The following is a 12,420-nucleotide window of genomic DNA, read 5'->3' on the forward strand; positions in this document are numbered from 1 at the left end:
TTAATCTTCTATTTTAAAGTCCACAACCGCATCCAGTTTAGGATATTTAGTTGCAGAAATAAATTTCTTTCCGGTGCAGTCTATTTCCAGCCAGCCTTTTTTTTGTTTCACATCTCCGGCTTCCATTACGAAAGGAATAAAAGAAATATCATCCTTTCCTTCTTCTTTGATTTCCCTGTATTGAACGGCAATATCCAAAATACATTCATGGTCAGTATTCAATTTTACATTCCTGTAAATGATATCATAATGAGTTTCCCTGTTCTCCGGAATTTCAAGGTATGTTTCCCAACCTGTAATATCAGAGTTGAGTTCACTGATTGCCTTCAAGGCATAATAAAGGGCAATGGTATAATATTTTCTGGTTCCTTTTCTGGTATAGTCATCCACAAAGTGTCCGCCTTCAAATAAAATAGTCGGCATTCCGGCTTTAATGAAATTATCTCCCGTAGAAGTGGGATAGAATTCATCGGAATATCTTCCGATCTGGTTAGGAATCAATTCTTTTAAATGGTTGTATACGCTTCCGATAACTGCCATACATTTTTTTCTGTTTTCAGTCACGGTACGCTCTACATTTTCGGACGGAGCTAAAAAAGAAAGTGTAGCAGGATGAATACCATCAGTAGTAAAAATGGTTCTCTGCTCATGAAGGTTTAACGCATAATCATATTTCCTGGAAGCGGCTGCTTTTTTCAAGAATTTGATCTCTTTACTTGCTTCGTTGTGAAAATCTCTGTTCAGATCGATATTAGCTGCATTCAATCTGGTCCATCTTTCAGATCCGTCGGGATTCAGCATGAATATAAAATCAAGTCTTATTTTACTGAATAAGTCTTCTTTCATTTCCTGAGCTTTATTAAGACTTACCAACAGATCAAGCATAGCATGAGTCGCATTGGATTCATTGCCGTGCATTTGTGACCAGGCCAGCACCTGGATATTTCCTGTTCCGATGCTTAACTGATAAATAGGCTTATCTAAATAGGATGTTCCGATCTGCTGAATGTAATCGCTGAGATTTGCCTGTAGATATGAAAATAATTTTTCAGGAGAAATATAGCGATTTGAGAAATCGGGGTTCTGAGAATAGATTTGTTCAAAATTCATTTTGCGAAATAATTTACAGGAATCAAATTTAGCCATTTTTGGGTTAAAATTTAAGTTAACATTTGTAAACATTAGTAAAATAATCGAATTTACATTTAACATCTTGATTGAAGATGAATTTACAAAATTTAACCCACACCAATTTTAAGTTAAGTAAGCCCGTTAACGTTTGTAACATTGTTAAACAACACAGATGGACAAATTGTCTGTGGATAAAATTGTGGATTGCGAAAAATTTAATTACTTATATTTAAAATATTTAAATTCAACTAGTTATAAAATTTATTTAAATTACATTTAGAACTATACTTGAAGTAAAAATAATGCTGTATAAAGGCGATTGAGCGTTATTTTTTTAAACATACTAATTGTGGAAAACTTAGACATCTATTCGCGTATACAAATGTAAATACCTTAAAAATCAGAATTTCCATGGAATATTTTATTTTTTATCGCTGTTTTCCATGAATTTTAAAAGGTAGAAAAATAAGTAGTTTATCAACAAGATAATTTCTCAAGATTTGATGCTTATTTAGGCTAAAAACCATATTTATATCAGTAATTTACTTTTGTATATAATAAATAAATGCTTATTAATCATATAAATATGGTATTACAACAGATCAGCCTATCAAAAATGGATTAATAATGTAAATAAAGTTTTTCAGGAGAATTTTAAGGTCAAAATAGCTATTAATAAAAGCAGAAATTTACAATATTAAACTTTATTTTTAAGTAAATAAGCTGTTTAACCCATAAGCCTATTAAAATTACTCATGACAGGATTTTGAACAATTTTACTATTAAATACAATTGTAATTATTATATATTATATTGATTGATACTGCTTTATCATCAGGTTACAAATGTATACAGACAAAAAGTAAATTTATTTACAATTGTATTTTGCATTTGTAAATTATATATGTTACATTTGTAAAATAATTAAAGACTTATTTTTATGAGTTTAAATGAAAGAATTTCAAAAATTATAGAGTATTCCAATCTTACTCCTTCTGAGTTTGCTGATGAGATTGATGTGCAGCGTTCATCCATTTCACATATCACATCAGGAAGAAACAAACCGTCTCTTGAATTTATCATAAAAATAAAATCCCGTTTCCCGGAACTTTTATGGGACTGGCTGGTTACCGGTGAGGGTGAGATGCTGAAATCCCAACTGCCGGCATCAGAAATTAACGAAGAACATACCGAAGAGGAGAAAATAAAAACAACTCCACTACCCGATCTTTTTACGATGATGAATGATGATGAGGAATTCGGAAGTGAAGAAACAGAAGCAGAGGCTCCGAAATCAAGTGCTGGAGAATCGTTTATAACGGACAAGGATAAGGCTCAGGAAAAAATATCGGATTCTCAGCGATTAGAAAATTCCGGCGATCAGATTTTAGGACAACTGCTTGGTAATCAGCAAAGTAAAATAAAACGTATAGTTCTCTTCTACGAAAATGGAAAATTCGAAAGTTTTGAGCCTTAAAAAAACCTGATCAGAGAAATGATCAGGTTAAAAAATATTTGAAGAAGAAAACTAAAGCTATTGCTTTATTTTATTTTTAAAATTTTTGACAAGAGCTCAGCTGATAGAATTTATCTTATAATCATCTGTTCCTGTTTATAATTTTATAATTCCGGTTTTTTAGGGGGTAATTACTGTGGCTTATCATATGAGTAAGATGTCCATGGGACTATCACAGTCAGTGAAAACATTTCCATTTGTTAGTTTTTATGTCTTTATCAAATATAAATATTTAAAATCAAATCAACAATAAAAATATAATTATTTTAATATATAATCAATATAAACAGTAAATGGATTGGTTATTATTAAATTAATTTAAATTTCTAATTTTTTGATTCAGCAATTAACAGTATTTAAGGAATTAACCCAATAAAAAAGACCTGCAAAACTGCAGGTCTTATTGATTTATTAAGAACCAATTATTATGATTGTTTCTTTCTTCTTTCCAGTTCTTTTTTGATGAGTCCAAGCTCTCTTCCGGTCTGCCCGGCCACAGAGGTATTTTCCTGGGCTCTTCTTGTCAAATAAGGAACAACATCCTTTACAGGTCCGTATGGGAGATATTTAGCCACATTATAGCCTTTATCTGACAGATAGAAGGTGATATTATCACTCATCCCGTAAAGCTGTCCGAAATAGACATGTGGATTACCGTTTTCCAGAGATTTTGCCTTCATTTTATCCATAATCAGTTCCGAAGAAATTTCATTATGGGTCCCGAAAAACGCTGAAACCTTATCCAGGTGCTCCATTACAAAGTCGATTCCTGCATTATAGTTTTTATCTGAAGCTTCTTTTGACGGCTGAATCGGATCTGCATATCCTTTTTCTGCTGCTCTGGCTCTTTCTTTTTCCATATAAGCACCACGAACAATTTTATAACCGATGAAATAATTTTTCTCTCTTGCTCTCTGAAGATGAGCTTCCATATATTCCAACCTTCCGGTTCTGTACATCTGGATGGTATTCCAAACGATAGGTTTCTGCTGGTTGTATTTCTCCATCATCTCTTCGCAAAGGTGGTCTGCTGCGTCCTGCATCCAGGTTTCTTCAGCATCTACCATTACTTTTTTATCGTTCTCATGGCAAAGACCACATACTTCATCAAATCTTCTTACCACTCTTTCCCATTCTTCTTTCTGGCTTGTAGTAAGTTCTGCCCCTTTCCCAACGGCTTCATAAAGATCAATTCTTCCGAAAGCGGTAGGCTTAAATACGATAAAAGGAATTGCCGGATTTCCTACTGAGAATCTTACAATATCCTTAATTTCCTTGCAAACTGCATCAAAAGTTTCCTCATCTTCTTTTCCTTCAATAGAGTAATCGAAAATACTTCCGACTCCTCTTTTGAAAAGCTGCTTCACAACTTTCATACTTTCTTCACGGGTTTCTCCACCGCAGAACTGCTCAAATAAGGTATTCTTTACAATTCCTGTAACGAAAGGAAAATTGTTATGTACTGTGAAATTCAGAACAGATGTTCCAAGGCTTGTAAGAGCGGGCTGTTCAATCATTTTAAACATCCAGTAAGCCTTTCTCAATTGTGCATCAGACTTGTCTGCAAATGCAATTTTAGTATCATTAAAAATGGGCATTCCTATTTATTAAATTTAGTTATGCAAAGGTAATAATAACCTCAGTTTATTTAAAAGAATTTTTTTTATAATTTATGCTCTATTCCGTTTAAGAGCATTGCTATGATTCCTATGAAAACCCAGAACCGTAATATATTCAATGTAAAGAAGTTACTTCTCCGGGAAGCATTTATAAGAAGATAAATACATACGATCATGACAAAAAGGCCGCCGGCAAAATAATATGCCATGAATCCGGTAATACCGGTTTTTGTAATAATCTTCATAGAAACTACCATAGTAATTATCAATAAGGAAGTCAGAATGATTTTTGTATTTCTGGTTTTAAAATAATTAGGAATGGTAATATACCCGAATGCTTTATCTACACTTCGGGTAAGGGTATCTTTTACAATATCAATACATAACAGAATAAGGAAAAGAAAAACAGCCATCAGGAATACCTTTTTGGAAAACGTCTCATAGTAAACCATCATTCCAAAGAACGGATACAGCGTGAGACTGACAAAAGTAAGGTTGTTTAATATCAGTATTCTGCTCAGTTTATGGCTGTAAAACCACATAAAAAACTGATAGATTATAAAAAAAACAAAAACGTTGTGGGAAATCATCCAGGCAATACCCAAAGAAACAGCACTCAGCGCCAGGTAAGCATACAGGAAATATTTTTGTTTGATAAAGCTCTGAAGCCTTGTTCTGAATGGTTTTACCACATGATCTTTCTCCAGGTCATAGAACTGGTTGATGATACCGCCAGCCAGGATGGTAAGGACGGTACAAAAAATAATACCGTGTACTTTAAAATCGAAGACGAAATTTCTGAAAGATTCATCCTGATTAAACAGGAAAAAAGTAGAAACATAGAGGGCAAATGTCAGCAGGGCAGCTACAAAAAAGCGTGCTCCGAGCAAAAAGCCCACGAATTGTGAAAATCTGTAAAATAGAGATTTTGAGAGATCGTTTTTAGATTGGAAAGGTTCTTTTTCAGAATTCATTCCAATCTTTTTAAAATCTGTAAATCACTTCTTTCTGGAAGCCTTCAAGCATTTTTTCTGCTTTTGCATAGTCTTTGGTAAATCCTAAGATATAGCCGCCTCCACCGCTTCCGCAGAGTTTCAGATAATAAGCGTTAGAATCCAGTCCTTTTTTCCAGATATTAAAGATACTTTCAGGGATCATGGGACGGAAATGCTCATATGCCCAATGAGAAAGCTTTTTAAGATTTCTGAAGAAAGGATTCATATCTTTTTTAAGGAAAGAATCAATACATGCATTATTGTAACGGATAAACTCTTCTTTAAGGGTTTTTCGGAAACCTTCTGTTTTCATTTTTTCAAAGAAAATCTGAATCATAGGTCCTGTCTCCCCTGTCATACCGGAATCAATCAGGAATATAGCTCCTTTTCCTTCTTCACCTTCGGGAATATTTACCCGGTCTAGATTTTCTTTATTTTCGATAAGAATCGGGAGGTTCATGTAGCAGATCAGTGGATCCATTCCTGAGCTTTTGCCATGGAAATAGCTCTCCATTTCACCAAAAACAGCTTTTAATTTTTTAAGATTATCCTTGGAGATGTTCTCAGGATTAAGTTTACTGACTGAATATTTTTCAAAAATGGCAGCTACCAGCGCACCGGAACTTCCCACTCCATATCCCTGCGGAATATTGGAATCAAAGAAAAGTCCGTTTGAAATATCTTTTTTGAAACTCTCAATATCCAGTTTGAAATCGTCGGAAAGATCAAGTTTTGTAAGAAATTCAGAATATTTCTGCAGATGCCTGTTGGAATTAAGCTCAAATTCAGAAGCCAAACCGGAAAACTTTAAAGTCCCTTTATAGAAGCTGTAAGGTACTACAAGCCCCTGGGAATCTTCAATCATTCCATATTCTCCAAACAGGATTATTTTTGCATAAAATAAAGGGTTGGTCATTTTGACAATAAATCTTTTTGCAAAGTTAAAATTATTCCGCTGAATATAAGCAAAACTCAGGCCGAATTGTTTTCTATTTTACTTTCTTCAGTTTTTTTATTAAAAATACGAAATAAATATGATAAATAAATATAATTTTAAAGAAAAAGGCAATAAAAAAGACGTTAAAAATAACGCCTTTTCAATTTTATAATGTTTCTCTGTCTTTTCTCATTTTGACCTTCAGGAAGCGGATTAAAATAAGCCCTGCGCCGAAGAATATGGTCATTGACAATGCGGCAATACGCATATTGTTGAAATGTTCAATTAATGTAGCGAAGATAAATGTTCCTATGATGATGGCTATTTTCTCCAGTACATCATAGAAGCTGAAGTAGGTGGTATTTTCCATAGAGTTTTCCGGAAGCAGCTTTGAGTATGTGGATCTGGACATTGCCTGAAGTCCACCCATTACAAGGCCTACCACTGCGGCTACCCCGTAAAACTGATATTCTACTGTAGGATTTTCTTTATTAAGGAAATAAGCCCAGATACAAGCTATAATCCAAAGTATAATAGCAATTGAAATAACATTTTTATTACCGATTCTCTTAGATAATCTTGAGAAAATAACAGCCCCGATAATCGCTTCAATCTGGATGACCAGAAGCGTTCCGATCAGTTTATCCTGAGCCAGGTTGATTTCACTTTTCCCAAATAAGGTTGCCATCAGGAAAATAGTCTGCATTCCTACGCTGTAAAAGAAGAAACTTGACAGGAAGAATTTCAGATTTTTGTCTTTGAAAAGCTCTCCGCCTACTTTGAACAGTTCATGGAAACTTTCTTTTGCAATATCTTTATAAAAGCTAAGATTATCTTTAAATACTTCAAAAAAACCTCCCTGCTCTTCGTGCTTTTTGAAGATATTTTTATAGTTCAGCAATACAAGATCTTTAGGAAGCTTATCCTTTACATCCCCAAACTGAGGAAGATGTTTGAACGTATATTGAGAAAACCCGAACCACCATGCTCCTGTAAGCAGGAAGCTGATTCTTGTAAACAGTAGTTGCTGAGCAGCTCCTTTGGCAAAAACCTGAATCAGTACCAAACAGATCACTACTAACACTACGGAGCCGATATATCCGTAAACATATCCTCTCGCAGAAAGTGCATCCTGCCTGTCCGGAGTGGCAATATCGGGAAGGAACGAGTTATAAAACACCAGGCTTCCCCAGAAGCCGACACTGGCCGTAATGCTGAATAGAAGCCCCAGAAAGACATTATGCATTCCTGTAAACATAGCCAGTCCCATACATGAAGTTGCCCCCAGATAGCAGAAAAACTGCAGGAAAGATTTTTTGTTTCCTATCGTATCTGCCAAAGAAGATAAAAACGGCGACAACAATACTACAATAAAAAACGATATGGTAAGTGAATACCCATATACAGCATCCGGCTGATATCCTTCTCCAAAAATTTTGATGGTATGCCTTACCGGGACATCAATCCAGGATTTTGTTTCTGCTACATATTCTTTTTTCTCGTAAGCAGTGGTAAGGATAGAATAATAAATGGGGAAAATGGTAGAGGTGATAACCAGGGAATACACGGAGTTTGCCCAGTCATACACAGCCCAGGCCTTCATAATCTTCGGATTATTCTTTATGTTTTTAGGCTGTCGATTCTCAGTTTCAGACATTTCAAATAAATATTAGTAGCACAAAAATAAAAAAACCATTAAGAAATGGATAAGTTTTTAAAAAAATTATCGATTCCTTAATGGTAATATATTCTGAAACAGAATATTAGATATTCTCAATCACGATAGCAGAAGCACCTCCACCACCGTTGCAGATTGCTGCAGCACCGTATTTTGCGTTATTTTGCTTCAATACGTTAATTAAAGTTACAATGATTCTTGAGCCTGAACTTCCCAGTGGGTGTCCTAATGCTACAGCACCTCCGTTTACGTTTACTTTGGCAGCATCCAGTCCTAAGATTTTATTGTTAGCCAATCCTACTACTGAGAATGCTTCGTTGAATTCAAAGAAATCAATATCTGAAATTTCCAATCCTGCTTTTTTAAGAGCGATAGGCAGCGCTTTTGCCGGAGCCGTAGTAAAGTTTTCAGGCTCCTGAGCTGCATCAGCATAAGAAACGATCTTTGCAAGAGGCTTCAGTCCAAGTTCTTCCATTTTTTCTTTGGAAACAAGGATTAATGCGGAAGCTCCGTCATTCAAAGTAGATGCATTTGCTGCTGTTACTGTACCTTCTTCTTTTTTGAATACGGTAGGAAGTGTTGAAATTCTGTCGAAGTTTACTGCTTTGTATTCTTCATCTTCAGCAAAGATTACTGGTTCTCCTTTTCTCTGAGGAATAGAAACCGGTACAATTTCTTCATTGAATTTTCCTTCGCTCCATGCTTTTGCAGATCTTTTGTAAGATTCTATAGCGAAGTTATCCTGATCTTCTCTTGTAATATTATAGTCTGCAGCACATTTTTCTGCACATACACCCATATGTACTTTGTTGTATACATCTGTAAGACCGTCAAGTACCATTCCGTCAAGCATTTTGATATCGCCTAATTTAGTGGCCACTCTTGCATTGTAATAGTGGGGAACCAAAGACATATTCTCCATACCTCCTGCAACAATTACGTCTGCATCACCGGCTTTGATTGCCTGAGCAGCCATTGTTACAGCCTTCATCCCTGAAGCACAAACTTTATTTACTGTAGTAGATGGAGTATTGATTGAAAGACCTGCTCCTAAAGCAACCTGACGAGCCGGCGCCTGGCCTTCTCCTGCCTGAAGAACATTCCCCATATAGATTTCCTGAACATTATTGGGATCTAAACCGATTTTATCTAATGCTCCTTTTACGGCAGTTGCTCCCAGTTTTGTAGCCGGAACTGTTGATAAGCTTCCCATAAAACTCCCCATAGGTGTTCTTACTGCGGAAACAATGAATACTTCTTTCATGTATATAATTTTTATTTTAGCTAAGGGAATTTAATTCCCTTTTTTATAGTTTGAATTTATTTTACTTTTACGTACACCACATCAAATTGAGTTCCTTCAATTTTAGTATTCACTTTCAGAAGGTTATCCTGAGTGGCTACAATTTTATTATTGAAGACATCTCCTATCTGTGCAGGATTATTTTTATCTGATTTTTCCATCACGATTACTTTGTAATTGCAGTCATCCACAAAAACCAGTGTCGATTTGATGTAATCTTTTCCATTATTCAAATATTCAGTCTGAATATTATCCTTAATGGTCATATGCCATATTTCTTCCGGATAATTGGGTCTTACAAATTTTCCTTCTTTTATATTGGCGCATTTAGGCGGATTATCCGGCTTTTTCTGTCCTGTTGCCTGAGCATCTACCTGAATAGCTGCTGTCAGCAAAATTCCAGCTGAAAATATTTTTAATAAATTCATTTTTATATCTGTGTTCTATTGTTTACTTTTTTATTTCCTCCTGCGAAAACCATCATCAAAGCACCTGAGAACTCTACCGCCCATCCCCATTTCAGCTTAACAATTCCTGCAAAGGTTTCCTGCCAAGATTTGAATGGTAAAAAGCTAAAGTATTGAAGCGACTGCATTTTCACTGCAACTAAGGTAAATCCGAATAAAAGGATAAGCAGAATACCAAAAAATCTAACGACCCCGGTACTGTTATTTACAATTCCAAAAACTGCACAAGCAGAAAAAATCCAGCACATAATAGCCAGATAATGATCAAGCTTCCAATAGTTCCAGTTTCCGATGACAGGCACATGTACCAAGGGTAAAAAGCTGCCTACGATGACTAAAATTAATCCTAATAACTGAATATTTTTCATATTTACTAAAGTGCCAAAATACAAAAAAAAACACACTTTTAAACAGTGTGTTTTAAAAATAGAAGTTTAGCACCCGAACACTTGTTAGACATAAAAAATATTTGATATTTTTAATTATTATGTAAAGAAAAAATGAATTTATTATTAAATTTTAAATTACCATTTGCTATTCTTATTCCTATCTGGAGACCATATTTTTTGTTCAGTGAAGCATTATTATTAAAAGCAGAAGTAAAGTACTTATGAACAAGCAGATTTACTCCGCATAATCACCTTAAAATAAAAAAATTGCATTTTTTTCAAAATGCAATTTAATATCTTAATACAATGTAAGTTTCAATTAATGTTTTACGGATGAAACATCTTCCGGATTGTGCTTGTGTTTAAATAAAACAGCAAAGAATATCGCCAGTACTAACGCATAGATTGCGAAAGAAAGCCATATCTGATGCCAGTCTTTTACCATCACTACAGAAGATAGTGTACCATCTGAATTAACAGCAGCATTGAAGCTGTTCTTCAAAATTTCAAGGAAAGTAGGATTATCAGGGCTGGTTTCAAGATAAGCAGACAGATCTGCAGCGGTTGAAAACTTATGGGTAAAGAATTTGTCGATGGCCCATCCTGCAATATAACTTCCGAAAACAGCCCCGAAACCGTTCGTCATCATCATGAATAATCCCTGAGCTGAAGAACGTATTTTTTTATCAGTAGTTGTTTCTACGAAAAGTGAACCGGAGATATTAAAGAAATCGAAGGCCATTCCGTATACAATACAGGAAAGAATAATCAACGAAAGCCCGAATCCGTCCGGAACTCCATAAGCAAAGAATCCAAACCTTAGAACCCATGCGAGCATTGACATCAACATCACTTTTTTAATTCCAAATTTCTTCAGGAAGAAAGGAATTGCAAGAATAAACAATGTTTCTGAAACCTGTGAAATAGACATAATGATGGTAGATCTCTGTACTACGAATGAATCTGCATATTTGGGGAAATGGGCAAATTCACTTAAGAAAACATCTCCATAGGCATTGGTAAGCTGAAGTGCTGCTCCCAAAAGCATGGAAAACATAAAGAACAATGCCATTTTATAGTTTCCGAAAAGCTTAAAGGCATTCAAACCTAATTGCTCGGATAACGGTGAATTTTTATCAATCAGTTTTTGCGGCGGACATTTTGGTAATGTAAGTGCATAGATTCCTAAGAATATTGCTACGGCTCCTCCGATATAAAACTGTCCTTCTGTAGCTTTATTTCCACTAAGGTTGGTGATCCACATGGCAACAATAAAACCAATAGTTCCCCATACACGAATCGGCGGGAAGTCTTTCACTACATCCAGATTGTTATTTTTCAGGATTGTATAAGAAATTGAATTGGCCAGTGCGATGGTAGGCATGTAGAAACACATTGCCACAAGCATTACCGAGAAAAAAGAATTAGGATCTGCAGAATGAGGTAGTATGAAAAGAATAACCCCATAAAGGATGTGGAGTACTGAAAATATACGTTCCGCATTTACCCAGCGGTCAGCAATAATTCCAGTAATGGTTGGCATAAAGATGGACGCAATTCCCATTGTTCCGAAGACAGCTCCAAACTGAGTTCCGTCCCAATGTTTTGTGCCAAACCAAAAGTTTGCCATCGTAATCAGCCATGCTCCCCAAACAAAAAACTGGAGGAAACTGAGGATGGTCAGTCGTAATTTTAAATTCATAGTTTATATAAAAAGTATCTCTTTAGTCAATTTTCTTTTTCCTCCTCTTGATTTCTTCCTGAATCTCAAGGGCAGTATCATAGTCTTCTTCTTTCACAGCTTCATCCAATAGTTTCTGAAGCTCCTCCATAGAAAGAGATTTTAGATTATCTTCTGTCTGTACAGTTTCTGAGAAAGACTGGTCTTCTTTTGAAACATCTTCCAGCTCCAGTAAAATTCCGGCTTCATTTAATACCTGCTGGGTTGTAAATATCGGTGCATCAAATCTTACAGCCATTGCAACAGCATCAGAAGTTCTGGCATCAAGAATCAGTTCTTCTTCAGTCACTTTATTTTTAAAGTTAATATTGGAGAAGAATACTCCGTCTACAATCTGGTAGATAATGACAGAAACCAATTCATAATTGGCAGAAACTATAAATTTTGTGAATAAATCATGGGTAAGAGGACGCGGCGGATGAATATCTTTTTCCAATCCTAGAGAGATAGACTGGGCTTCGAAGTTTCCTATAACAACAGGTAATTTTATGTGTGTTTCTTCATGCTCCAGTAACAATGCGTACGCGCCTGATTGGGTCTGGCTGTACGATATTCCGCGAATAATTAGCTGTTTATAATCCATAGCTACAAATATAGATTAATTTTTTGTTGTGTTTTCACTTTTTTACGCAAAAATAAAAGCC

The 12,420-nt window shown here is 35.3% G+C and carries 11 protein-coding genes; 1 reads left to right on the forward strand and 10 read right to left on the reverse strand.

The window, feature by feature from the left end:
• On the reverse strand, positions 1-1,110 hold the full coding sequence (locus ACR1PO_RS00405; RefSeq protein WP_433985437.1) for a M14 family zinc carboxypeptidase: 1,110 nt from the start codon (positions 1,108-1,110) through the stop codon (positions 1-3).
• Between the two features lie 961 nt (positions 1,111-2,071).
• Between ACR1PO_RS00405 and ACR1PO_RS00410 the strand changes: the two genes are divergently transcribed.
• Positions 2,072-2,608: a helix-turn-helix transcriptional regulator gene (locus ACR1PO_RS00410; RefSeq protein ID WP_433985438.1), complete on the forward strand. Its 537-nt coding sequence runs from the start codon at positions 2,072-2,074 to the stop codon at positions 2,606-2,608.
• Positions 2,609-3,072: 464 nt separating this feature from the next.
• Here the strand turns inward: ACR1PO_RS00410 and ACR1PO_RS00415 are convergent, their stop codons facing one another.
• The 9 genes from ACR1PO_RS00415 to ACR1PO_RS00455 form a co-directional block, all read right to left on the reverse strand.
• Positions 3,073-4,245 (reverse strand): proline dehydrogenase family protein, encoded by a 1,173-nt coding sequence (locus ACR1PO_RS00415; RefSeq protein ID WP_433985439.1) that lies wholly within the window; start codon positions 4,243-4,245, stop codon positions 3,073-3,075.
• A gap of 65 nt (positions 4,246-4,310) precedes the next feature.
• Entirely contained in the window at positions 4,311-5,240 is a 930-nt protein-coding gene (locus ACR1PO_RS00420) for a UbiA family prenyltransferase (RefSeq protein ID WP_433985440.1), read from the reverse strand.
• A 10-nt stretch (positions 5,241-5,250) separates the two neighbouring features.
• Positions 5,251-6,177, reverse strand: a complete 927-nt coding sequence (locus ACR1PO_RS00425) for a mevalonate kinase family protein (protein ID WP_332386626.1) — start codon at positions 6,175-6,177, stop codon at positions 5,251-5,253.
• A 187-nt stretch (positions 6,178-6,364) separates the two neighbouring features.
• Entirely contained in the window at positions 6,365-7,855 is a 1,491-nt protein-coding gene (locus ACR1PO_RS00430; protein WP_142722920.1) for an MFS transporter, read from the reverse strand.
• Positions 7,856-7,961: 106 nt separating this feature from the next.
• Positions 7,962-9,140, reverse strand: coding sequence for an acetyl-CoA C-acyltransferase (locus ACR1PO_RS00435; RefSeq protein ID WP_002979154.1), 1,179 nt, complete (start codon positions 9,138-9,140; stop codon positions 7,962-7,964).
• 56 nt (positions 9,141-9,196) lie between these two features.
• The gene (locus ACR1PO_RS00440; RefSeq protein WP_433985441.1) at positions 9,197-9,607 is read right to left on the reverse strand and encodes a hypothetical protein; all 411 of its coding nucleotides are present in this window, start codon (positions 9,605-9,607) and stop codon (positions 9,197-9,199) included.
• Between the two features lie 2 nt (positions 9,608-9,609).
• The gene (locus ACR1PO_RS00445) at positions 9,610-10,014 is read right to left on the reverse strand and encodes a hypothetical protein (RefSeq protein ID WP_433985442.1); all 405 of its coding nucleotides are present in this window, start codon (positions 10,012-10,014) and stop codon (positions 9,610-9,612) included.
• 340 nt (positions 10,015-10,354) lie between these two features.
• On the reverse strand, positions 10,355-11,737 hold the full coding sequence (locus ACR1PO_RS00450) for a nucleoside permease (RefSeq protein WP_433985443.1): 1,383 nt from the start codon (positions 11,735-11,737) through the stop codon (positions 10,355-10,357).
• Positions 11,738-11,759: 22 nt separating this feature from the next.
• Positions 11,760-12,359, reverse strand: a complete 600-nt coding sequence (locus tag ACR1PO_RS00455) for a bifunctional nuclease family protein (protein WP_332386621.1) — start codon at positions 12,357-12,359, stop codon at positions 11,760-11,762.
• Between the last annotated feature and the right edge of the window lie 61 nt (positions 12,360-12,420).

Source organism: Chryseobacterium amylolyticum (assembly GCF_051011775.1).
GTDB lineage: Bacteria > Bacteroidota > Bacteroidia > Flavobacteriales > Weeksellaceae > Chryseobacterium.